This is a genomic window from Belliella aquatica (genome assembly GCF_014637795.1).
GTDB lineage: Bacteria > Bacteroidota > Bacteroidia > Cytophagales > Cyclobacteriaceae > Belliella > Belliella aquatica.
Genome location: NZ_BMFD01000002.1, coordinates 168,103 through 190,790, shown reverse-complemented (window position 1 = coordinate 190,790; position 22,688 = coordinate 168,103). Strand labels below are relative to the sequence as shown.

Here is a 22,688-nt window from a genome sequence, read left to right as displayed (position 1 = left end):
TTCTATTTGGAATTGAATGTTTAGAAAAAACGGTCAAATTTTCAAAAAGAATTTATCCGTGGGTTGATATATTATTTTCCCGCAGCTTTTGCATGATCAGCAAGGAAAGTTGCAAGACCGGAATCAGTCAAGGGATGCTTCAACAAACCAGTGATCACTTTCAATGGACATGTAACTACGTCAGCACCTAGTTCAGCACATTTGATCAAGTGCATGGTGTGTCTTACAGATGCAGCTAAAACTTCAGTTGCAAAACCATAAGTCTGATAGATATGGACGATTTGTTCAATTAACTCCAAACCATCATAAGAAATATCGTCTAATCTTCCGATAAATGGAGATAAATAGGATGCACCAGCTTTCGCTGCAAGAATTGCCTGACCTGCAGAGAATACCAAAGTACAATTCGTTCTGATTCCTTCAGAATGAAAATATTTGATAGCTTTTACTCCATCTCTGATCATTGGAATCTTTACGACAATTTTATCATCGATTTTTGCCAATTCTTTTCCTTCTCTGATCATTCCTTCAAAATCAGTAGAGATCACTTCAGCACTTACTTTATCATCTACGATATCGCAGATTGCTTTATAATGTGCTCTTACATTTGCATCTCCACTAATGCCTTCTTTGGCCATCAAAGACGGGTTAGTCGTAACGCCATCTAAGACTCCAAGGTCATAAGCTTCTCTGATTTCATCAAGGTTTGCGGTGTCAATAAAGAATTTCATTGTGTATAGGTTTTATAGATTGTTTATTAATTGTTCAAAGTTAAAGGAATATCTAGTAAATAGAACTTCAATTAATTCCTTTATTGAAAAAAGAACTAATTTTTGGACTTTTATTGTTGGAGCTAGACTTGGGACGCTAGATATAAGACTTAAGACAAAAGAAGGAAGAATCAAGAACTAACAAAGGTTTGTTTGATCGTTATAAAATAAGTTGACTTCCTATAATTCTGAAAATTGTCCATCAAATGAAAAGATTTCTCCCTTTGGTCGATATGACAATATATTCTAAATTTCTAGCCTCAATGAAAATTATCACCAATCAACGATTAACTTAATAACTAATCAACTTATCTCCTTTCAAAATAGCATGTCGAAATCTAAACGCGGGGAAAACAAGGTCACTATGGCCCATGTTTTTAAAACAATCATTTGGCCAAGAAGAAAGCAGTTGTTTCTTGGACTTTTCTTAATTATAATCAGTAGGCTTTCAGGTTTGATATTACCAGGAGCAAGTAAGATCCTTATCGATGATGTCATTCCTTCCAATAATCTGGATACCTTAAAGTGGCTTGTTGTAGGAGTGTCTATAGCGATTACTATTCAGGCAGTTACGTCATATGCGCTTACGCAAATTCTTAGCGTGGAAGCCCAACATTTGATTTCCAAATTGAGAGCCCAAGTTCAGCGGCACATCATTCAGCTTCCGATTAGGTTTTTTGATAATACAAAGACAGGTGAGCTGGTTTCTAGAATCATGACAGATGTAGAAGGCGTTCGGAATTTGGTAGGGACAGGCTTTGCTCAGATGATTGGCGGAGTTTTGACGGCTGTCATTTCATTGGTGCTTTTGATTTACATCAGTCCATTGATGACACTTTATGTACTGGTTCCCGTATTGATATTTGGATTAATATCCTTGAAAGCTTTCGGGAAAATCAGACCGATTTTTAGAGAACGAGGAAAAATAAACGCAGAAGTTACAGGAAGACTCACTGAAACACTAGGAGGAATTCGAGTAATCAAAGGCTTCAATGCAGAAGAACAAGAAATCAAAAGTTTTGAAGCGGGAGTAGAAAGATTGTTTTTGAATGTCAAAGCAAGTTTAACGGCAACAAGCGTGGTGACATCATCAGCTACATTTTTACTGGGTCTTGCTTCGGCTGGTATCATGGGAATTGGTGGATACATGATTATGGATGGGCAGATGACCTTTGGTGATTTCTTGGCTTTTACGCTTTATCTTGGTTTTATGATCGCACCGATCGTTCAGATGAGCAATATTGGAAGTCAGTTTACAGAAGCCTTTGCTGGATTGGATAGAACAGAGGAAATCATGAATTCTCCCCTAGAGAATGCTACAGGTGAGCGGACAATTGCCCTTCCAAAAATGAAAGGAAATATCAGTTTTAAAGATGTTTCATTCGCTTATGAAGAAGGGAAGGATGTGTTACATAATATTTCTTTTGAAGCACCGGCAGGTTCAGTTACTGCCTTGGTAGGAACATCTGGTTCGGGAAAAACAACTATAGCAGGTTTGGCAGCATCATTTTTGAATCCTGAATCTGGAATTATTACCATAGATGATGTTGACTTGCAAAAAATCACCTTGGATAGCTACAGGTCGCAACTTGGAGTTGTTCTTCAAGATGATTTTTTGTTTGAAGGAACCATCAAAGAAAACATACTTTTCCCTAGACCAAATGCAAGTGAAGAGCAACTCAATCAGGCTATCAAAGCAGCGCATGTGAATGAATTTACTGACAGATTTGAAGATGGGATTGATACTTTGATTGGAGAAAGAGGAGTGAAGCTCTCAGGTGGACAAAGACAAAGAATTGCTATCGCTAGAGCAATTTTAGCAGATCCGAAAATCCTTGTATTGGATGAAGCAACGTCAAATTTGGATACAGAAAGTGAGTCTTTGATTCAAGCGAGTTTAAAGGAATTGATGGAAGGTAGAACGACTTTTGTTATTGCGCATAGGTTAAGTACTATCCGACAGGCTGACCAGATTTTGGTAATCGAGCAAGGAAAAATTGCAGAACAGGGTAAGCACGAAGAGCTGATTCAAAAGGAGGGAAGATACTTCCAACTTTATACTTATCAGGCTAGGATATAACAAAAAATGGGATGCTTACGGCATCCCATTTTTTGTACTTTTTTATTAACCTAAATTAAGATAAAGATTGATTTTCTTTAGAAGCGAGTTCCAGAATTCTATCGTATTCACTTGGATCGAGGTCTTTGAAGAAATAATGAACAGGATTTACAAATCTGTCATCCTTTAAAATTTCATAATGAACATGTGGAGCGGTTGAAGAACCAGTATTTCCAACTGTGCCAATTAAATCACCTCTTTTTACTCTTTGACCTCTTCTTACCTTAAATTCGTTCATGTGTGCATATCTGGTTACAAAACCAAAACCGTGATCGATCTCGATATGCTTCCCGTATCCACCAAAGACAGTTTTAACTTCTTTGACAACTCCGTCGCCAGTGGCATAAATGGGTGTGCCTTTCGGAGCTGAAAAATCTACTCCAGTATGCATTTTTCTTACTTTCAAAATGGGATGTAATCTATTTCCATAACCCGATGCAAGTCTATTTAAATCTTCATTACTTATCGGCTGAATGGCAGGAATCGAGGCCCAGTATTCTTCTTTATTCAAGGCCATCTCTGAAACTTCGTCATAGCTGACATTCTGCACATAGAGTTGTCTTTTGAGGTCATCTACTTTACTCTTTAGTGAGATGATCAACTGTTCTTGTTTTAGTCCTTTTTCTTTGATTTCTTTAAATCTGTCAGAACCTCCAACACCGGCTCTTCTAATTTCAGTTGGGATAGGCTCGGTTTCAAAAATAACTCGATACAGATTATCATCCCTTTGTTGAAGATCAGCCAGCATTTGACTCATAACAGTAACCTCTTCTTCCATCAACTCATAATAGAGTTTGAGTTCTTTATTCTCGTTTTTGAGAAGAAGCTCCTTTGGACTATCAAAATAAAGGTTGAAAACAATTAAAATTCCGACCGCGAGAATTGATGCAGCTGAAAGAAAGCCTAAGACATTGAGCATGGTGTCCCACTTGCTTCTTTGGTATCTTTCGTATTTACAGGTTTTTGGGTCGTAGTAATATTTTATTCTACTCATTATTATTTGCAGGGTAAATCTTCTAATTTTGCAAGCCTTGTGCAGTCTTGGGTGATATAACGCTCGAAGGTTTGCAAATATATAAATAATGAAATTATAATCCGAACATAGTCAAAAGCTTACATGGAAGCAAAGAAAATCAGAAGTACCTTTATTGAATTTTTCCAAAACAAACAGCATCAGTTTGTTCCATCTTCTCCCATCGTAGTCAAAAATGATCCAACATTGATGTTTACCAACGCTGGGATGAATCAATTCAAGGATTATTTCTTAGGGAATGAAGTTGCCAAAGTGACTAGAGTAGCCAATAGTCAGAAGTGTTTGAGAGTCTCGGGCAAGCATAATGATCTTGAAGAAGTTGGTGTCGATACCTATCACCACACCATGTTTGAAATGCTTGGTAACTGGTCTTTTGGAGATTATTTCAAAAAGGAAGCGATCGAATGGGCTTGGGAATTATTGACTGAGGTTTACAAACTTCCAAAGGATAGGCTTTATGTTTCAGTTTTCGGCGGTGATCAGACAGATGGGTTAGATAAGGATACTGAGGCTTTTGATTTATGGAAAAATATTATTTCAGAAGACAGGATTATTTTCGGCTCTAAAAAGGATAATTTTTGGGAAATGGGCGATACAGGTCCATGTGGACCATGCTCTGAAATCCATGTTGATTTACGCTCAGAAGAAGAAAGAATAAAGGAAAGTGGGTTTGATTTAGTCAATAACGATCATCCACAAGTAATTGAAATCTGGAATCTTGTCTTTATGCAGTTCAATAGGATAAAGGATGGTTCTTTGAAAGAATTGCCGGCAAAGCATGTAGATACAGGGATGGGGTTTGAGAGATTAGTAAGAGCTATTCAGCAGAAATCTTCCAATTATGATACAGATATTTTTATGCCATTTATCGAAGTTTTGGAAGCAAAATCGGGCAAAAAATATGGTGAAAGTGAACAACTAGATATTGCTATGCGCGTGATAGTTGATCACATCAGAGCGATCGCTTTTTCAATAGCAGACGGTCAGCTTCCATCCAATAACAAGGCTGGTTATGTGATTAGAAGGATTTTGAGAAGAGCTGTAAGGTATGGATATACATTTTTAGGTTTCCAAAAGCCATTCATGTTTGAATTGATGCCTTTGTTAGCAACAAACTTTGGTGAAATATTCCCAGAAGTAGCTTCTCAGCAAGATTTTATTGCTAAAGTAATTCAGGAAGAAGAAGCTTCATTCCTCAGAACTTTGGAAAATGGATTGAAAATTCTCGATCAGATCAAGGCTGATATGGAAACAAAATCAGCCCAAGTAATAGATGGGAAAACAGCTTTTGAATTGTATGATACTTTTGGATTTCCCTTTGATTTGACCTCATTGATTGCAAGAGAAAATGGACTTTCGGTTGACGAAAAGGGTTTTGCCGAAGAAATGGAAAAGCAAAAAACCAGATCTAGATCCGCAGCAGAGCAAGAAACTGGTGATTGGGTCATGGTCGCTGATGAAGAAGGAGTGGAGTTTATCGGTTACGATCATTTAGAATCAGAAAGCCAAATTATCAAGTATAGACAAATCAAAGACAAAAAGGGAGATCGATTCCAATTGGTGTTGGATAGAACACCTTTTTATGCAGAAAGTGGTGGGCAAGTAGGAGATCAAGGTTGGCTAAAATCTGATTCTGAGCAAATCAAAGTCTTGGACACAAAGAAAGAAAATGACTTGATCGTTCATTTCGTAGATAAATTACCTGCTGATACTTCATCGGTTTTTAGTGCTACGGTAAATGCTGAAAAACGAAGGTTGACGATGAATAACCACACGGCAACACATCTTCTTCAATCTGCATTGAAAGAAGTATTGGGAGATCATGTTCAGCAAAAGGGTTCTTTGGTCAATGAAGAATTGTTGCGTTTTGATTTTGCACATTTTTCTAAATTGACTGATGAAGAAATCACTAAAGTTGAAGCGATAGTCAATACTAAAATCAGAGAAAATATTGCGCTTCGAGAACAGAGAAATGTACCGATTGAAGAAGCTAAAAAACAAGGAGCTACAGCTTTGTTTGGAGAGAAATATGGTGAGTTTGTGAGAGTAATCACATTTGATAGAGATTTTTCTGTTGAGCTTTGTGGGGGTACGCACGTGACTTCAACTGGTCAGATTGGTCTTTTCAAAATTATCTCAGAGGGGTCAATTTCTTCAGGAGTAAGAAGAATAGAAGCTATTACAGCTGCAGCAGCTGATGCATTCATGAATCAAAATTTAACCTTGGTTAAGGAACTTCAAGAACTTTTGAAAAGTCCAAAAGATCTTAAAAAAGCGGTTGAAGCTTTGATTCAAGAGAAAAATGATTTGAAAAAGGAAATTGAAGGACTTCATGGGCAACAGACTTCTATTTTGAAGCAAGAGCTTGCTAATCAAGTGGCTAAAGTTGGTGATACGAATCAATTGTTTGCCCAAGTTAGTTTGCCGTCCGCAGATGCTTTGAAAAAGATTTCATTTGAGCTAAAAAATGAATTTCCAAACTTGATAGCTGTGATTGCAGCTGAAATTGATGGGAAACCACAAATCGCTGTGACAATCAGTGAAGAGCTTGTAGCAGGCAAAGGATTGAATGCTGGAAATGCAGTAAGAGAACTAGCAAAGGAAATTCAAGGTGGCGGAGGTGGGCAACCTTTCTTCGCAACAGCAGGTGGGAAAAATATCGCAGGATTAGCTTCTGTGATTCAAAAAGCAAGGGAAATGTTTTCCTAAGCTAAATTACCCAGTTCTTATTTGGTTTTGGATGAATTCTAAGCCATTTTTGGCACAATAAGTGAAAATACAAAAAGAAAAATAAAGATGCTTTCAGCGGAATTAAAAAATAAATACGAATTAGTTGTAGGTCTTGAAGTCCATGCACAGTTGCTGACGAAGAGTAAAATGTATACGACGGACTCAACCGAATTCGGGAATCTTCCTAATACCCATATTTCTGTGGTAACACTTGGGCACCCAGGTACGCTACCCAAAGTGAATAAAAGTGCTGTTGAATTTGCCGTTAAAATGGGAATTGCGTGTAATTCTGAAATAACAAGAAGAAATATTTTTGCGAGGAAAAATTACTTTTATCCAGATCTTCCAAAAGGGTATCAAATCACTCAAGATAAAAATCCAATCTGCGTAGGAGGGGAGGTTCCCTTAACTATGCCCGATGGTTCTAGAAAGTCTGTAACATTGACAAGAATCCATATGGAAGAAGATGCTGGGAAATCCATGCACCTTGCGGGCGAAGTAGATACGCTGGTAGATTACAATAGAGCAGGTGTTCCTTTGATTGAGATCGTCTCAGAACCAGATATCAGGTCATCAGAAGAAGCTTATGCATTCTTGGTAGAGATCAAGAAATTGGTTAGATATTTGGATATTTGTGATGGAAATATGGAAGAAGGATCACTTCGTTGCGATGCTAATATTTCGGTAAGAATCCATGGTGCTCCAGAGTATGGAAAAAAAGTCGAAGTGAAAAATATGAACTCTTTCAGAAATGTAGCAAGAGCAATCGAGCACGAATACGAGAGACAAATTCATATGGTTGAAGCTAATGAAGAGATTATTTCTGAGACAAGGACCTTTGATGCCACCACAGGAACGACAGCATCGATGCGAACCAAAGAAGACTTAAACGATTACAGATACTTTCCAGAGCCTGATTTGAGTCCTGTTGTAGTTTCTGAGGAATGGTTAGAAGGTATCAGAAAAGAAATGCCTGAGCTTCCTAGAGAATTGCATCATAAGTTTGTGTCGGTTTACGGTCTTCCTGAATATGATGCAGGAGTATTGACTGATTCTAAGGAAATCGCACTATATTTTAATGAATTATGTGAATCAACTTCAAATTATAAAGCAGCATCCAATTGGATGATGGGTCCTGTTAAGTCATATTTGAATGAATTGACACTGCATATTTCTGATTTCCCAATTTCTCCAAAGCGCTTAGCAGATTTGATCGCTATTGTGGATGATGGAAAAGTAAACTTTTCAGTGGCTTCTCAAAAGGTGTATCCTGAAATGCTAAAAAGCAAGGATAAGAGTCCTTTGGAAATTGCACAGGAATTGAATTTGATTCAAGAAAGTGATGAAGGATCTCTGAAGCCAATCATTGAAAAGGTGATAGCAGAGAATGCCGCCAAGGTAGAAGAATATAGATCTGGTAAAAAAGGCTTAATGGGAATGTTTATGGGGCAGGTGATGAAGCAATCACAAGGAAAAGCTGATCCAAAAGTTGCAACGAAACTACTTACTGAACTATTAGAAAATTAAAGTTTATGGAAATGTTAAGAACATATTTTGCAGTAATATTTACAGTATTCCTTTTTTCCTGCGAAAAAGGGGAGCAAGTATTTGATGGAACAGTAATTGTTTCGGGTAAAATAGATAATATCAGTGATGAAAAACTAGTTTTAGTTCAATTTATCGATGATAGAACAGAGGTAATAGATACACTTTCTGTAAATGCAAATGGTAAATTTGATTACACCCTAAGTATAGAAACTCCAGGTTTTTATGAACTAAATATTGGAGATCAGAAATCTGTAAGACTTGCTTTATACCATGAGGATGTCGAAGTAAATTATGACCTGAAAAATGAAAACAGTCTTGTAATTGAAGGTTCGGAAGATTCTAAGCAGATGCTTAAAGTTCAAGGATTGATGGATGAATATCAAAAAAAGATCAATGATTTAAATGATGCTTATTATGAAGCCATGACTAATAAGGATCAAGAAGCGATCAAAGAAATACAAAGTAATGCAATGAACCTTGAGGGAGATCATGCTGTGAAAGTCAAACAAGTTATTGATGAAATGAATGGTAGTTTCGCTTCACTAGCTGCAATTGGCATGTTGAATCCAAAAAATGAGTTTATTTACCTTGATGAGCTGGTAACAAAGTTGGATGAAAAATATCCTGACACAAGAATGATTACCACTTTGAAGGCACAACTTGAAGACATGAGAGCTCTTTCTATTGGTCAGCTTGCCCCTGAAATAGCACTACCAAATCCGGAAGGTGAATTGACAAAACTATCTGATTTGAGAGGTAAGTATGTATTGATTGATTTTTGGGCAGCATGGTGTAAGCCTTGTAGAGAAGAGAATCCTAATGTAGTTAGGTTATATAATATGTATAATGAAAAGGGATTCGAGGTTTTTGGAGTTTCTTTAGACAGAACCAAAGAAGCCTGGGTGCAAGCAATTGCTGATGATCAGTTGGATTGGACTCAAGTATCTGATTTAAAATATTTCAATTCTGAAGCCGCGGCGACCTATCAAATTAATGCAATTCCTGCTACCTACTTGATCGACCCTGATGGTAAAATCATCGCAAAAGATTTGCGTGGACCAAGCTTGGAAAATAAGCTTAAAGAGCTATTTGACTAAGTTTTAAACAACAAGGAATTTTAAGGTCAAATCTAATTCAGATTTGACCTTTTTTATTTTGTTAAAATATTTTAATTTAAGGCTGAAGACGCATTTTGATATCGAGTTTTTGATATACATTTGCGTTCAATTTCGGGCATATTTTACCAAATATTGTATTCCTAATAATTTATTTCTAAAAGAAGAGTTTATGGAATGCTTTTTGACTGGTAATTGTCGATTCGATAGAAAAAAACCATAATCAATAATTCTTAAACATGAAAAAAAGAACCCTCCAATCACCCCTAAGTAGATTAGTATTTATAGCCTTATTTGGCTTGCTAGCTATGGGAGCTTGTAAAAGCAAGAAGAAAGTTGTGGCTGAAACACCACCTCCAGCACCTGTTGAAAAAGTAGAACCTGCACCTGCACCAAAAGCTGCTGAGCCATCCGCAGAAGAAGTAGCAGTAGGTAAATTAGAAAATTACTTCAGCAGTGTTGCGAATGCAAACAGCATTCAAGCTGCTAATAGCACAATTCAAGAAGTTTTGGGGATGTTTTCTAACCAAGAAACTCCTGTTTTGATTGTTATTTATGAAGAAAGTGGAATTAAGGATTACGATGAGCCTACTACGATCGCGAAGTACCTCAATTATTTGAAAGACACTAAAAAGAACTTAAACTTTATCAGCGATATTCGTTTAGATGGTTCTGGAAGAGTATCTGAATTAGAACTCCGTAGAAAATAATCACTCCAAAACGAAAAATTAAAAATCATGAAAAAATATATTCCATTATTTCTATTGGTGTTTTTAGCCTCAGCGACAATTACATTAGCTCAGACTGACAACATTAGTCCTGCAAGAAAGCAAGCGATTGATTCCTTGGCTCTTGAAAAAGTAAAAGATTTAAGTAAATACATTTCTATTATTGGAAGCAAAGAAACTCAATTTTCTGAAGCTAACAGAGTAATGGATAGAGCTGAAGAGCTTTTTGCTCCTGATGCTGAGATGGGTGTTTCTTCTATCAATAGAAAAGAAATCGCTTACTACAAAGTAAGAAGATACTTTGAAAGATTGATGGCTTTGAACTACGATCGTGTGAACATCACTTGGTATGATATCCATTACATTTCTGATCTTGAAAGACAGCCTGATGGTCGATATGTAGGTGTAATTACTGTCTATCAAAGATTCGAAGGTACATCTTTGGAAAGTGGTTTAAACTACAGAGATACAACCAAGAAAGATATCACTATCTATGTTGAGAAAAAACAAACTCAAATTGCAGGTAGAACTATTGAGTTCTGGGATGTGATGTTGGGTGACATTCGTGTGACTGAAACTTCAGCATGAGAAAATTAATAGTATTAGTAATTTTATTTATTACATCCATTCAGTTGGCACCGGGGCAAGGTTTATACAGCCCCGGTTCGCCACAGGATGACGGAAGACTCGCCGCTTCAACCAAACAGGTAAATCAATTTTTTAGAAGATTCAATGGAGAAGAAAGTGCTGATGGAACTCGTAGATATTACGATACTGACGAACTTTATAGAAATAGAGAGTTAAGAGGGAAATTCATCAATATCCTCTTTGACAATGAAACTTCAAGTATCCAGTCTGCCCTCAAAAATGAATTTCTTAACGACGTCTTGTCTGAGACTTTACCCAAATACATCAATTTTCATAATGGAGAATGGTTCGCGGAAGTAGAGACAACTTTTATCTTTAAGGGTAAAAAAGAGGCAGCTACGCTATTTATGAAATTACAGCCAGAAGGTCTAGGCTATGAATGGGTAGTCGATAAAGTGAGTTTCAAGCCTTTTGAAAATATCTTTAGAAAACCTAAAGGCAATGAAAAGCCCTTTTTACATCCTTTGAGCCATGAAATTGGGTTTATGAATTTGCGAAAGGCTTTTCAAGAAAATAATAAGCCAGAGTCATATACACCAAAAGAATACGAACCAGATTACCTGACTGTATTCCTTTATGAAATGAAAAATGGAAATTTGAAATTTGATAATATTTCAGACGTTAAGTTTCACTTTTTTCAAATCAACAATTGGTATTTTGAATTAAACCAATTCAACAGACCAGGTTTTAATACAGGTTGGCTAATCAGCAACTTGGTAAAATTAGGAACAGGTGATAAAGAAGTTATCCAGAAATACATCTATGATCAAAAATAAATATATAGCGCTTTTCTTTGTTCTTCTTTTGATAAACTCCCTATCTGCGTTTTCACAACAAGCAATAGGCGATTATTCTAAGCAGGAAATCAAAGATCTAGGTCAAAAAGTAGAGGACCAAGTCCAATTCTTGGAGTATTTTTTCAATACAGTTGGAAGTAAAGATACTCCAGCTCGAGATAAAGACGTGATTATTAGAGAAAGCTATAAGAAAATTTTTAGAGATAGTAAAGTTCAGGTTGAAGATGATCTTTTGCTTGATCGCAAGGTGATTACAAATAAAGACATTACAGCATATCTTAAAGATATTGAGTTCTTTTTCAAAGATGCAGCATTCAAATTCAAAGTAAGAGAGGTAAAACCATTTTTGAGAGATAATGGTGAGCTTTCGTTTATTGTCACGCTTGATAGAACCATTACTGCGACTGGATTGAATCTAGAAAAAATCACAAATACCAAGGAGAGATTTATAGAAGTTAATGTTGATAAAAGATCGAATGAACTAAAGATAGCAAGTATATATACTACCAAATTAAGTAGAGATCAAGAATTAAAAGAATGGTGGGCTACACTTTCTTATACTTGGACAAGCTATTTTAAATCAAAAATCGGACTTGTTGACCAAGATTCAGTTGGATTAGAAGATCTATATAAAATCAGTACTATTGATTCTATTGATCTTTCAGGAAACCAATATGTAATGGATCTTGCGCCGATTGAAGTACTTCGAGATCTTAAATTTCTAGATATCAGCAATACTCAAATTGTAGAGTTGAATCCAATCAGCAATATTACTTTTTTATCACATCTTAATATTGCAAATACACCAACGAAGGATATCCAATTCATAAAATATTCTGATCGTTTAGCATATTTGGATATCAGCAATACAGAAATAAATGACATCAGTGAATTGGGTAATTTAAAATCTCTGAATACTTTAAAAGCTGTGCAAACACCAATAATGAGTTTTGGTGTCCTAAATTCATTTGAATCACTTAAAAATTTGAATCTTTCTGGAAATGGATTCAACAATTTAGCAAACATTGAAGAGTTGAGCCAACTTGTAGAATTGGATATTAGTGCTAACTATCTCATTAACTTTGAATTGCTGGCTAATCTTAAAGGTTTAGAGTCTATAAATCTCCAAGAAACCAATATTGTTGATTTGACGCCTTTGAAGGATTTGCCAAAACTTAAAGTAGTTAATATTAATCAGACAGAAGTTTCTGATCTAAATCCTCTGGATAAAATATCTTCACTTCAAAAAATTTATGCTGACCGCTCAAGAATCCAAGAATGGGCTGCAGACGAGTTTACTAGAAGGAATAAAAATATTTTGCTCATACATCATGTAGAAAATCTTCAGACATGGTGGAACGGACTTTCACAACCTTGGAGAGATGTTTTTGTAAAACTTAATCCTGTTTTAGACCAAACAAAACCTTCTATTGAGGTGATTTCTGCATTGATAGGTTTAGATTCTCTTAACTTAAATGGTAGTGGGGTTATTAATTTAGGACCTGTTTTGAAATTTAAAAAAATCAGCTCTTTATATTTTGATGATACTGAGGTCATGGATTTATCGCCTTTAGCCGATATCAAAACTCTAGTTAAAATCACTGGAAGGAATTCGAAAGTAAACAGTCTTCAGCCACTTGCAAATTTACCTAATTTAGAATCAGCAGATTTTAGAAAAAGTCCTATCGTGAGTATAGCGCCATTAATAGGTCTGGCAAATCTAAAATATCTGAATGTTGATCATGCGAAAATTTCAACTGAAGAGGTGGTAAATGCTGTTTTTGAAAATCCCGAATTAAATGTGATCTTCCGCAGTATTGAACTAGAAGAATGGTGGTCTGGCCTTGATGAGAATTGGAAATCAATTTTCAAGAGTGAATTTGGTTCTTCAGAAGATCCAAATTTAGAAGAGCTACATATGTGGACAGCAAGTAACAAATTGAATATTGAAAGAAGATCAGTATCTAATTTTAGGAATTTATCCGCTTTTATCAATTTGAGGCTGTTGTCAATTTATGATGTGCCAGCGATGGACTTTTCGGATTTGCATCACTTAAGCCTTTTAGAAGACCTTAGAATTAGCAAAGCTCCGATTTCAGATTTAGAAGTGATTTCTGAGTTGCAAAAATTAACAAAATTAGATTTATCAGATACTGGTATTGATGATTTGAGACCATTAAGCGTGCACACTCAATTAAAATCACTCAATTTGTCTGGGACTAATATTAAAAACCTTAGAGGTTTAGAGATGCTTTATGAATTGGAAGAATTAGATATCGCAAGTACGAATGTACGATCATTGAAACCTGTACAGGGTCTGACCAATTTGAATAAGTTAAGTTGTTTCAATACAAGAATTAATTCTAGAGGGATTGATAGTTTTAAAAAGCTCAACCCTGAATGTGAGGTAAGATATTATTAATATGATTTTCCGCATTGAGACTTGAATGTGATTTTATCACAAAAAGTTTTGCGGATAAGTGTCAACTGACGTCAGCTAACGGTCCACAGGACTTCAAATATAGGATTTAGATTATTATTTTAAGTGGCTACTAAAGTAAAATTGGGCCTACATAATTAATTAAAAAAGGCTTAGAATGAAATTTCTAAGCCTTTTTACTTTTTTATCACCTGCTCCAAACTTTCCCTTAAAATCGCTCCCATATTTCTACACGAGAGAAACTTTTCATTTTTGTAATGCCTTGCCAAATCATTCTTTAAAGATTCAATATTGGCTTTGGTAGAAATAGTATCATGCTCCATACTTCTCAAAATATCCTCAATCTCTTTGTGAGATGATTTGAGTCTATTTGCAATCAATGCTCGTTCTTCCCTTTGATATTGCACCATCGACTCAGAAGTGATGTGACTTAATCCCAATTGAATCAAAGCATTGTTCTGTTTGAAATACTGAGGAAGGTAAATTGATTTTTTACCTTCATAAGATTGTTGATCAAAATCTATCGCTCTTATTCTGTAGTGTGTTTCTTCGAAATCTGGAGTCACATCGATGACAAAATTGGAAGAATGCATATCTCCCAGAAGTCGTACAAAACACCTTTCATTGAATTTTACAAATTCCTTGGCCAATCTGATTGGATTGAGCATTTGATCATGAATATGGAGTTTCATAAACATCTCTCCAGGAATTCCTGCAATATGTTCCTCAATCAACGTATTATTATGCACCAAGTAACTGATTCTATTAGGAGAAAGTAGGTGTTCGAGTTCTAAGCCATACACCCGTGAGGCATCAGCATTTTTCACATAGAAATAATCGAAATTATCATTGATCCGATTGACTATTCGAACGCGAAAGGGCTGAGTATTTCCATAAATACATAGATCAATCCGATCTACATAAAGATGCTTCATGACGGAAATGTCTCCCTCAGCTTTAAGCAGCGCATAGATTTTTTTGACATTGTAGTGGATTTCTTCTCGATCGGACTCATTGAAAAAAACTGACTCCCAAAGCGTATCATTTCCTTTGTAGTCATAAAGTGGAATGGAAGAACTATATCTCAACAGGTCTTTGTAGTGAATCGGAAAATCCACCTCTCTACCATATTTAACCAGGTATTTTCTTAAGCCTGAACTGATGGGATAGACGATTTTCTTTTTGCTGATCAAAGCCATATTTTAGATTTTAGGACTCAATCAATTCCTTTTCTTGCTTTTTGAGATTTCTATCAAAAATAAATGGACCGAATGGTAATACAGCTGCGATCAATCCTAAAAATGTTTTAGCAAAATTCCAGTCTAATTTTTTCGCAGTTGGGAAAATGACATAGATATATAGAATAAATAAAACCCCATGAGCCCATCCCACATATTTAACTGCCAAAGGCATATCAAAAACATACTTGAGTGGCATTGCCACAAATAATAAGAGCAAAAAGGACAGTCCTTCTACAATGCTAATTTTTCTGAATCTCTTCAGCCACTTTACTTTCTCTTGAATTGACGCCATTATTTTGATAATCGTTTAATTGTTGACTTCGAAAAGAATCTTCAACTTATTCCACAATGATTTTTTAAACTCTTTATTAGAAAAAATAGCACTCAGATCATTTGCAAATAGATATTCGATTCCATCTTCATTTTTAATTTCATAATCATGCTGTTTGATTTGAAATATTGTGTGATTGAGTTTTCCAAAAACAAGAATTTTGTTTGGAGCTAACTCATCAATTTTTGATTGAGAAACTTCTTCAATGGATTCTGCAGAACTCAAGGCGATATCTTTCAGTGAACATTTAACTGCCCCTAAAATATTGAATAGGAATTCTCTCAAATCAGGTTCTAAATGACTTCCTTCGTAAATGACTAATATTCCCTTTTCAAAATTTCCTTCATAAATTAAATCAAGTTCTTCTGGGCTTGCATCTTCTCGAATCTCTTCAGGAGCTATTGAAGAAACTGATTCAAGTGAATTTTTTGAGATCAAGCTCGGGATTTCCTCTTTGATTACGTAGACTTCTGAGTCTAAAAACATTCCTAAGTCGTGCAGATTTAAGCTTTCCATAAAGCTAAATTGCCTAAAAAATCATCAGCAAGCAACTATTGTATAAAATGAAAATGAAAAAAGTCTTGAATTAGATTCAAGACTTTTTTCGGATATTTCCTTTCTTAATTTTCAAAGAAAATCATTTGTCATTTTCATCTAAATTGAAGATTGACTTTAATTCAACTGCATCTTTTGGGTCCATTCTTTTGGCAAGAACCAGTCGTAATTGTCTTCTTCTTAAGGCTCCTTCATACAATTCGATTTCTTCAGGAGACACAGCTTCTACTTCAGGTACTTCAATGGGTCTGCCACCTTGATCTACTGCTACAAATGTGAAAAAGGCTCTGTGTGTTGTGATTTTTTTATTTGCAGGAATATCTTCAGCAAAAACTTCAATAAAAACTTCCATGGAAGAGTTGAAAGCTCGGGTTACTTGTGCTTTCAAAGTCACAACATTTCCCAAAGCGATGGGATGCTTAAAAGAAATACTATCTGCTGATGCTGTTACCACGATTCTGTTGGAGTGTCTTTGTGCTGAGATCGCTGCCACCACATCCATCCAATGCATCAATTTTCCTCCCATGAGGTTATTCAATGTGTTAGTGTCATTTGGTAAGACCATTTCGGTCATGATTACCTCAGATTGTTTGGCTAATTTCTTTCTGGTCATAAAAATTATATTTTTTACAAAAATACAGAATATATTTTCTTATATGAAATATTATAACGGTCAATTCAATACAATGTTTTGATTATCGTGATTTCCAACCCTCCTCTCCGAGTAAGGGGACAAAGGCAAAATTATCATGTTCCTCCTGAATGATTTTCTTCTCTGTTTTCTTAATCAGCTTCATCATTTTCTGAGTTTTACGATCTCCAACTGGAATCACCAAAATCCCTCCAACTTTCAGTTGCTTCAGCAGTGAAGTAGGAACTATTGGTGCACCAGCGGTGACAATAATTTTGTCAAAAGGCGCTTGGGTAGGTATTCCTTGGGAACCATCACCAAAATAAAAGTGAACTGAAATCCCCAATTTTGAAAGAAATTTCTTCGTTTTGTCAAAGAGCTTTTTCTGATATTCAATGCTATGCACTTCTGCTCCCAAGAGGTAAAGAATGGCCGCTTGATATCCCGATCCAGTTCCAATTTCTAACACTTTATCACCTGGCTTAACTTCTAATAATTCGGATTGAAAAGCTACTGTGTATGGTTGAGAGATCGTTTGACCTTCTCCGATGGGAAATGCTTTGTCTTCATAAGCATGTGAGTCTAATGCTGTATCAAAGAAAAAATGTCTAGGAAGTGTATTGATAGCCTGTAGCACATTGGCATCTTTGATTCCTTTTTTTTCTAATAATTTCACTAAGGCATTTCGTTGACCTTTATGTCTATAGGTATCCTCAAGTTTGAGCATGGATATAATTGAAGAATTTTAAGAAACTTTGTATGTGACTGCTAAGTTAAGCTTAATAATGTCTTAATTTGAAGCAAAATCGAAGAGAACTTACTTTCGATTGAATATTAGAAGTTTAATTTGATCAATCATGTTTACTGGAATTATAGAAACTTTAGGCACCATCAACAAAATCGAAAAAGAAGGCACAAACTTCCACTTTGATATCGAATCCCCCCTCACTTCGGAATTAAAAATCGACCAATCTGTGGCGCATAATGGTGTTTGCCTTACAGTTGTAGCGATTAATGGACCAATTTATCGTGTGACAGCCATAGATGAAACACTCAAGAAAACGAGTTTGAAGAATTGGGAAGTAGGAAAAAAGGTCAATGTAGAAAGATGCATGCCTGCTAATGGGAGATTTGATGGACATATCGTTCAAGGGCATGTAGATCAAGTCGGTAGGGTAGAGGCGATTTCAGAACAGGATGGATCTTGGATTTTTGATTTTTCTTTTGATTCCAATTTAGGAAACGTCACAGTTGAAAAAGGATCAATTACTGTCAATGGAACAAGTTTAACTTGCTTCAATTCAAAAAATGGAAGATTTTCGGTTGCCATTATTCCTTACACATATGAATTCACCAATTTCCACCAACTCCAAGTTGGAGATGAAGTGAATTTGGAATTTGATGTAATTGGGAAATATATTCAGAGAATCATCAGAGGGTATTCTGAGTAATCTTTTTGTTTAAAAATACGCCGATCTGATAAGCTAAAAGTCCTGAAATAACTCCCACTAATCCTCCAACAATCACATCAGCAGGATAATGAACGCCAAGATAGATTCTGGTATAAGAAAATAAAATTGCCCACAAAAAAAGCCATCTGACAGCTCTGAAGCGATCAGAGAGGGTCAATGTAATGATTGTGGCAATTCCAAAACTGTTGGAAGCATGAGAGGAGGCGAATCCATATAAACCGCCACATTTTCCATAATTATGGACAATTCCTTCCCACATAGGATCGTGGCAAGGTCGAAGTCTTTGGAAGAATGGTTTCATGAATCCAGAAGTGAATTGATCAGCAAATAAGATCGTCAATCCAATGCTGATAAAAACCCACCAACAGTTTTTCCCGAACTTCTTTACGACTATAAAAGACAGAAATAAATATAAAGGTATCCAAGGCCAAGTTTGGGTAAGTTGGAAGATGATTGGATCCAAAAAATCGGAATGATAGCTATTCAAAAACTGAAAAAGCTGTTCATCTATTGATTTGAAATAATCTATCATTCCTTCAATTAATTAAACCCAGTTTAAACCTTTTTTGAGCAAAGAGAGTGTTTTTTCTTCTTCTGAACCTTCTTTAACCTCGTGCATATATTCCCAATTTGCCTGAGGCGGCATACTCATCAGGATACTTTCTGTTCTTCCATTGGTGTCTAGCCCAAACTTAGTTCCCGCATCCCAAACCAGATTGAATTCCACATAACGACCTCTTCTCAGAGCTTGCCAGCTTTTTTCATTTTCGCCATAAGGGAGTTTATGATTTTTATTCATAAAATGGGTGTACACCTTTGGAAAAAGGTAACCGATTGATTTAGCAAATTCGAAAATCTGATTTTGTTCAATTGCATTTTCAGAAGTAAGTCTATCAAAGAAAATCCCACCGACACCACGTGTTTCGTTTCGATGTTTGATATAAAAGTAGTCATCAGCCCAATTCTTGAATTTTGGATAGTATTCTGGGTTGAATTGATCGCAGGTTTCTTTGACAGCTTGATGAAAGAATTTAGCATCATTCTCATCTACATAGTGCGGTGTCAGATCAATACCGCCACCAAACCAATTGATGCCATTGCTCATCTCGAAATACCGGATATTCATGTGGATGATTGGTATCATCGGACTTTCAGGGTGAATCACGATGGAAACTCCTGTAGCGAAAAAGTCTGCTTTTTCAAGATTAAGCTTCTTTAAGATTTTTTCAGGTGTAGGTCCTTCAACTGCAGAAAAAGCAACACCACCTTTTTCGATGATGTTACCGTTTCCGATAATCCTTGTGCGACCGCCACCACCTTCAGCACGGTTCCATTTGTCCTCTTTGAATTTTGCTTTCCCATCTACCAATTCCAATTCTTTGCAGATATAGTCTTGAATGGCCATGAAATCTTGAGAGACCTGCTTTTTATCCAACATAAAAATGTCTGTATTTCCTTTAATTAATTATCTATTTCCAATGCCTCCAAAATGTCAGCTAATTCATCAAAATCTTTCAATCCTGGCTTAATCTCATCACCGCCTTGAAGCGATATTCCTCTAATCTTCGTCTTTTCAATTATATTTTCAATCGAATTCGCTTCCAAACCAAAACCCAATAATACCTGGCATTTTTCAGCTAAAGCTTTGATTTTTTCTAGAATTGAGTCATCTAATTGAAGTGTCTCACTTACCAAATGAAGGGTGACATCGTGATCTGAAAAGGATTGAGATTTTGCTATTAAATCTTCCAAATCGTCAACCTCTGTGATGTTTTGCTTGAGGATTAAACCATAACTTGAATTGACAAGCATTTTCAGATGAATTTCTTCTTGAATTTCTATGTATTTGATCTCTGAATAGCTTTTGAGTGTTTCCAAAATCGCATCGGGATGAGATGTTTCAAACTCACCAACATACTCCAAGCCTGACAACCAACCGGTTATTTCTTCAAATTTTTCTGGTGAAATGTAATTGGGTTGATGGTCTTCCAAGTTAAATCCCATCAAGTTCACATACATTCCTGCACAGTATCTGGCATCGCTTAAATTGTTGATAGCGCTTATTTTTACAAAAGTTTTGAGTGACATTTTAGATTATATTGTTTTTCTGTCTGCTAAGGTAAAAGATTTCGATCGAAAAATGTATTTTTAGCGAAGTGTTAGAAGAGTCATATGAATAGAATTAATATATTTCCCCTTATCCTTATTCTAAGTGTGCTTTGGTCCTGCCAAGAAGTAGATGATCAAAATACAGATTTTGGATTTGATTATCAGCCATTAGAGGTTGGTCTATTTTGGGAATATGAAGTTGAGCAAACCATTTTTTTTGGAGAAAATGACTCAGAGACCAATAATTTTTATTTCCGTGACAAAGTTGATTACACCTACTTGAATGAAGAAGGAATAACAGTCTATGTTATTTTAAGAGAACGTTCAGCAAATCGTTCAAATTGGGTAGGTGTTGGGAATTATGCACTATTAGTAAGAAACAATGCTTTGGTCAGAATGCAAGACAATGAAAGGATAGTGACTTTCTCTTTTCCTCCAAAAATGAACAAGTCTTGGGATAGTAAAATTTATTCCTCAAATGCTTCAGATGAATTCACTATTGACTTATTGGGAGGATATGAATTGAGATCGATAAACTATAATCAAGCAGTTAGGGTTTTACACGAGATGGATGATGACGAGATTACATTTCGAGACAATAGGTATGAAGTTTATGTTAAAGGCATAGGAATGATTGAGCAATTTTCTGAAGTGCTTACTTATTGTTCTAGAAATGATTGTTTGGGTCAGCAGCTTATAGATTCAGGTGAGAAATTGCATTTAAAAATCATCAATTATGGGAAGATTTAAGTTTTTTGCTGTTTTTGGTTTTGTGTTTTTTGTAGGATTTGCCTCAGCACAAAACAAATATGCAGTACATTATAAATACAAGCCACAAGAAAATTTCTCTTTAGAAAACTCAAATGAATTTTTGACTGAAAAATCAATACAAAGAAGAGCGAATCAGGGAATTGCATTGGATAGTCTAGATTTGCCAGTTTCAGAAAAATACATAGCTGAAATATCTGCTTTAACAGAAAGTGTCCTTTATCATGTTAATTGGCTAAATGCTTCTTTAGTCATTGGAAATGAAGAAGAGATTCTTCAAATATCAAATCTTAATTTTGTTGAAAAAGTAATTTTGGTCGAACCGAATTTAAATAACGGAAGGAAATTGATTAATAAAATTAAAAAAGGAGTTGATTTTAATGTCAATTTTTTTGCTCGAAAAAATAGAAGCGCTAACAACCTTTATGATTTTCAAAATGAGCTCTTAGGAATTCCAGAGATGCATAATTTAGGTTTTTATGGTGAGGGTATCACCATTGCTGTATTTGATGCAGGCTTCCCAGATGTTGAAATAATCCCTGGATTTTCTGATTTAGTAGCACAGAATAGAATAGTAGGAAAAAAAGATTTTGTCGATTTGGACAATGTAAATGTATTTTCTAAAAACCAGCATGGTACAAATGTATTATCAGTTATAGCCTCAAATAAACCTGGAGAGCTTGTAGCTGGAGCATTTGGATCAAATTACATCTTATGTATAACTGAAAACACAGGGAGTGAATTTAGAATAGAAGAATATAATTGGGTTAAAGCAGCTTCATATGCAGATAGCTTAGGTGTAGATATTATAAACTCCTCGCTTGGATATTTAGATTTTGACGATTCAAATATGGATTATTCGGCGGAGGATTTAGATGGCCAAACAGCGGTTGTGACTTTAGGAGCTACAATTGCAGCCCAGAAAGGGATACTTGTAGTCACAAGTGCAGGGAATTATGGTAGTCTAGGACAATCATCTTTAACAGCTCCTGCTGATGCGCAAGGGATTTTAGCAATAGGTGCAACTACAAGTACATCAGTTAGAGCAAGCTTTAGTTCCCAAGGTCCTACATCAGATGGAAGAATTAAGCCTGATTTATCTACTTTAGGACAAGGCGTTTATATTTATAGAAGGCCAAAAATTGAAGTTTCTCAAGCAAATGGCACATCCTTCTCAGCTCCACAGATTGCGGCTTTGGCAGCTGGATTATGGCAAGCAAAGCCAGAATTGACAAAGGATGAATTAATTGAACTTTTAAAACAGAGTGGAACTCAATCGGAAGATCCGGATAATTTATTAGGATATGGAATTCCGAATTTCAGTCGAGCTTATTTCGGAGAGGTTTTAAATGTAGAAAATCCACAAAGCGAAAATTTTTCTTGGAGAATATATCCTAATCCGAACGATGGAAGAATCCTTTATGCGGATTTTGGTCAAGAACTTCAAGCAAAAATCAAGGTGTACCAAACGAATGGGACTTTAATTTTTGAACAAGATTTAGAAAGATCCTCCAATCAAATTGCTTTCGAAATAGAGACCTCTCAATTGAAAAGTGGATTATATATTGTAGAAATGCAGTCAGGAAGAGAAATAAGAAGGACAAAATTGATAAAAAGATAGGGGGCTAAAATCTTTTTTATTTCCTTTGCAGC

21 protein-coding genes are annotated in these 22,688 nt (G+C 35.6%); 11 read left to right on the top strand and 10 right to left on the bottom strand.

Annotated features, from left to right (window positions below; all coding sequences use genetic code 11):
- Positions 1–71 precede the first annotated feature (71 nt).
- Positions 72–731, bottom strand: coding sequence for a fructose-6-phosphate aldolase (gene fsa, locus IEV57_RS03560; protein ID WP_188439748.1), 660 nt, complete (start codon positions 729–731; stop codon positions 72–74).
- Between the two features lie 367 nt (positions 732–1,098).
- Between fsa and IEV57_RS03555 the strand changes: the two genes are divergently transcribed.
- Positions 1,099–2,850, top strand: a complete 1,752-nt coding sequence (locus IEV57_RS03555) for an ABC transporter ATP-binding protein (protein ID WP_188439746.1) — start codon at positions 1,099–1,101, stop codon at positions 2,848–2,850.
- Positions 2,851–2,905: 55 nt separating this feature from the next.
- On the opposite strand, the gene IEV57_RS03550 is transcribed toward IEV57_RS03555, so the two are convergent.
- Positions 2,906–3,883 carry a M23 family metallopeptidase gene (locus IEV57_RS03550; protein WP_188439744.1) on the bottom strand — a complete coding sequence of 326 codons (978 nt, stop codon included), beginning with the start codon at positions 3,881–3,883 and terminating at the stop codon, positions 2,906–2,908.
- A 123-nt stretch (positions 3,884–4,006) separates the two neighbouring features.
- Here IEV57_RS03550 and alaS point away from each other — a divergent pair, with 123 nt between their 5' ends.
- The 7 genes from alaS to IEV57_RS03515 all read left to right on the top strand — a co-directional run bounded on the left by alaS (position 4,007) and on the right by IEV57_RS03515 (position 13,910).
- A complete protein-coding gene (gene alaS / locus IEV57_RS03545) occupies positions 4,007–6,631 on the top strand; it encodes an alanine--tRNA ligase (RefSeq protein ID WP_188439742.1) in 2,625 nt (874 codons plus the stop codon).
- Between the two features lie 87 nt (positions 6,632–6,718).
- The gene (gatB, locus tag IEV57_RS03540; protein WP_188439740.1) at positions 6,719–8,179 is read left to right on the top strand and encodes an Asp-tRNA(Asn)/Glu-tRNA(Gln) amidotransferase subunit GatB; all 1,461 of its coding nucleotides are present in this window, start codon (positions 6,719–6,721) and stop codon (positions 8,177–8,179) included.
- Between the two features lie 11 nt (positions 8,180–8,190).
- On the top strand, positions 8,191–9,297 hold the full coding sequence (locus IEV57_RS03535) for a redoxin domain-containing protein (RefSeq protein ID WP_444542116.1): 1,107 nt from the start codon (positions 8,191–8,193) through the stop codon (positions 9,295–9,297).
- 257 nt (positions 9,298–9,554) lie between these two features.
- On the top strand, positions 9,555–10,025 hold the full coding sequence (locus IEV57_RS03530; protein WP_188439736.1) for a nucleoid-structuring protein H-NS: 471 nt from the start codon (positions 9,555–9,557) through the stop codon (positions 10,023–10,025).
- A 27-nt stretch (positions 10,026–10,052) separates the two neighbouring features.
- Positions 10,053–10,631 (top strand): hypothetical protein, encoded by a 579-nt coding sequence (locus IEV57_RS03525; RefSeq protein ID WP_188439734.1) that lies wholly within the window; start codon positions 10,053–10,055, stop codon positions 10,629–10,631.
- A complete protein-coding gene (locus IEV57_RS03520) occupies positions 10,628–11,467 on the top strand; it encodes a hypothetical protein (RefSeq protein WP_188439731.1) in 840 nt (279 codons plus the stop codon). The genes IEV57_RS03525 and IEV57_RS03520 overlap by 4 nt, the downstream gene beginning before the upstream one ends.
- Positions 11,454–13,910 (top strand): leucine-rich repeat domain-containing protein, encoded by a 2,457-nt coding sequence (locus tag IEV57_RS03515; protein ID WP_188439729.1) that lies wholly within the window; start codon positions 11,454–11,456, stop codon positions 13,908–13,910. The genes IEV57_RS03520 and IEV57_RS03515 overlap by 14 nt, the downstream gene beginning before the upstream one ends.
- Before the next feature lie 194 nt (positions 13,911–14,104).
- On the opposite strand, the gene IEV57_RS03510 is transcribed toward IEV57_RS03515, so the two are convergent.
- The 5 genes from IEV57_RS03510 to IEV57_RS03490 form a co-directional block, all read right to left on the bottom strand.
- Positions 14,105–15,127, bottom strand: a complete 1,023-nt coding sequence (locus IEV57_RS03510; protein ID WP_188439727.1) for a hypothetical protein — start codon at positions 15,125–15,127, stop codon at positions 14,105–14,107.
- A 10-nt stretch (positions 15,128–15,137) separates the two neighbouring features.
- Positions 15,138–15,461, bottom strand: coding sequence for a DUF3817 domain-containing protein (locus IEV57_RS03505; protein ID WP_188439725.1), 324 nt, complete (start codon positions 15,459–15,461; stop codon positions 15,138–15,140).
- A gap of 15 nt (positions 15,462–15,476) precedes the next feature.
- A complete protein-coding gene (locus IEV57_RS03500; protein WP_188439723.1) occupies positions 15,477–16,016 on the bottom strand; it encodes a hypothetical protein in 540 nt (179 codons plus the stop codon).
- 121 nt (positions 16,017–16,137) lie between these two features.
- Entirely contained in the window at positions 16,138–16,668 is a 531-nt protein-coding gene (locus IEV57_RS03495) for an acyl-CoA thioesterase (RefSeq protein WP_188439721.1), read from the bottom strand.
- An 82-nt stretch (positions 16,669–16,750) separates the two neighbouring features.
- Complete coding sequence (locus IEV57_RS03490) at positions 16,751–17,413, bottom strand: protein-L-isoaspartate(D-aspartate) O-methyltransferase (RefSeq protein ID WP_188439719.1); 663 nt, start codon at positions 17,411–17,413, stop codon at positions 16,751–16,753.
- A 130-nt stretch (positions 17,414–17,543) separates the two neighbouring features.
- On the opposite strand from IEV57_RS03490, the gene IEV57_RS03485 reads away from it, so the two are divergent.
- On the top strand, positions 17,544–18,137 hold the full coding sequence (locus tag IEV57_RS03485) for a riboflavin synthase (RefSeq protein ID WP_188439716.1): 594 nt from the start codon (positions 17,544–17,546) through the stop codon (positions 18,135–18,137).
- Here the strand turns inward: IEV57_RS03485 and IEV57_RS03480 are convergent.
- From IEV57_RS03480 to IEV57_RS03470, 3 genes are read right to left on the bottom strand one after another with little or no spacing between them, the layout of a single operon-like run.
- Positions 18,118–18,690 (bottom strand): phosphatase PAP2 family protein, encoded by a 573-nt coding sequence (locus IEV57_RS03480; protein WP_188439715.1) that lies wholly within the window; start codon positions 18,688–18,690, stop codon positions 18,118–18,120. The two genes, IEV57_RS03485 and IEV57_RS03480, sit on opposite strands and share 20 nt — an antisense overlap.
- 12 nt (positions 18,691–18,702) lie before the next feature.
- Positions 18,703–19,596 (bottom strand): oxygen-dependent coproporphyrinogen oxidase, encoded by an 894-nt coding sequence (gene hemF, locus IEV57_RS03475; RefSeq protein ID WP_188439713.1) that lies wholly within the window; start codon positions 19,594–19,596, stop codon positions 18,703–18,705.
- A 23-nt stretch (positions 19,597–19,619) separates the two neighbouring features.
- Positions 19,620–20,246 carry a beta/alpha barrel domain-containing protein gene (locus tag IEV57_RS03470; protein ID WP_188439712.1) on the bottom strand — a complete coding sequence of 209 codons (627 nt, stop codon included), beginning with the start codon at positions 20,244–20,246 and terminating at the stop codon, positions 19,620–19,622.
- 84 nt (positions 20,247–20,330) lie between these two features.
- Between IEV57_RS03470 and IEV57_RS03465 the strand changes: the two genes are divergently transcribed.
- Together IEV57_RS03465 and IEV57_RS03460 are read left to right on the top strand one after the other, a co-directional pair.
- Positions 20,331–21,017: a hypothetical protein gene (locus IEV57_RS03465; protein ID WP_188439710.1), complete on the top strand. Its 687-nt coding sequence runs from the start codon at positions 20,331–20,333 to the stop codon at positions 21,015–21,017.
- A complete protein-coding gene (locus IEV57_RS03460) occupies positions 21,004–22,656 on the top strand; it encodes a S8 family peptidase (protein ID WP_188439707.1) in 1,653 nt (550 codons plus the stop codon). Before IEV57_RS03465 ends, IEV57_RS03460 begins: the two co-directional genes overlap by 14 nt.
- Positions 22,657–22,688 lie beyond the last annotated feature (32 nt).

Coding starts and splice junctions, on each gene's coding strand:
- fsa (WP_188439748.1), bottom strand. CDS start 731: ATGAAATTCTTTATTGACACCGCAAACCTTGATGAAATCAGAGAAGCT.
- IEV57_RS03555 (WP_188439746.1), top strand. CDS start 1,099: ATGTCGAAATCTAAACGCGGGGAAAACAAGGTCACTATGGCCCATGTT.
- IEV57_RS03550 (WP_188439744.1), bottom strand. CDS start 3,883: ATGAGTAGAATAAAATATTACTACGACCCAAAAACCTGTAAATACGAA.
- alaS (WP_188439742.1), top strand. CDS start 4,007: ATGGAAGCAAAGAAAATCAGAAGTACCTTTATTGAATTTTTCCAAAAC.
- gatB (WP_188439740.1), top strand. CDS start 6,719: ATGCTTTCAGCGGAATTAAAAAATAAATACGAATTAGTTGTAGGTCTT.
- IEV57_RS03535 (WP_444542116.1), top strand. CDS start 8,191: ATGTTAAGAACATATTTTGCAGTAATATTTACAGTATTCCTTTTTTCC.
- IEV57_RS03530 (WP_188439736.1), top strand. CDS start 9,555: ATGAAAAAAAGAACCCTCCAATCACCCCTAAGTAGATTAGTATTTATA.
- IEV57_RS03525 (WP_188439734.1), top strand. CDS start 10,053: ATGAAAAAATATATTCCATTATTTCTATTGGTGTTTTTAGCCTCAGCG.
- IEV57_RS03520 (WP_188439731.1), top strand. CDS start 10,628: ATGAGAAAATTAATAGTATTAGTAATTTTATTTATTACATCCATTCAG.
- IEV57_RS03515 (WP_188439729.1), top strand. CDS start 11,454: ATGATCAAAAATAAATATATAGCGCTTTTCTTTGTTCTTCTTTTGATA.
- IEV57_RS03510 (WP_188439727.1), bottom strand. CDS start 15,127: ATGGCTTTGATCAGCAAAAAGAAAATCGTCTATCCCATCAGTTCAGGC.
- IEV57_RS03505 (WP_188439725.1), bottom strand. CDS start 15,461: ATGGCGTCAATTCAAGAGAAAGTAAAGTGGCTGAAGAGATTCAGAAAA.
- IEV57_RS03500 (WP_188439723.1), bottom strand. CDS start 16,016: ATGGAAAGCTTAAATCTGCACGACTTAGGAATGTTTTTAGACTCAGAA.
- IEV57_RS03495 (WP_188439721.1), bottom strand. CDS start 16,668: ATGACCAGAAAGAAATTAGCCAAACAATCTGAGGTAATCATGACCGAA.
- IEV57_RS03490 (WP_188439719.1), bottom strand. CDS start 17,413: ATGCTCAAACTTGAGGATACCTATAGACATAAAGGTCAACGAAATGCC.
- IEV57_RS03485 (WP_188439716.1), top strand. CDS start 17,544: ATGTTTACTGGAATTATAGAAACTTTAGGCACCATCAACAAAATCGAA.
- IEV57_RS03480 (WP_188439715.1), bottom strand. CDS start 18,690: ATGATAGATTATTTCAAATCAATAGATGAACAGCTTTTTCAGTTTTTG.
- hemF (WP_188439713.1), bottom strand. CDS start 19,596: ATGTTGGATAAAAAGCAGGTCTCTCAAGATTTCATGGCCATTCAAGAC.
- IEV57_RS03470 (WP_188439712.1), bottom strand. CDS start 20,246: ATGTCACTCAAAACTTTTGTAAAAATAAGCGCTATCAACAATTTAAGC.
- IEV57_RS03465 (WP_188439710.1), top strand. CDS start 20,331: ATGAATAGAATTAATATATTTCCCCTTATCCTTATTCTAAGTGTGCTT.
- IEV57_RS03460 (WP_188439707.1), top strand. CDS start 21,004: ATGGGAAGATTTAAGTTTTTTGCTGTTTTTGGTTTTGTGTTTTTTGTA.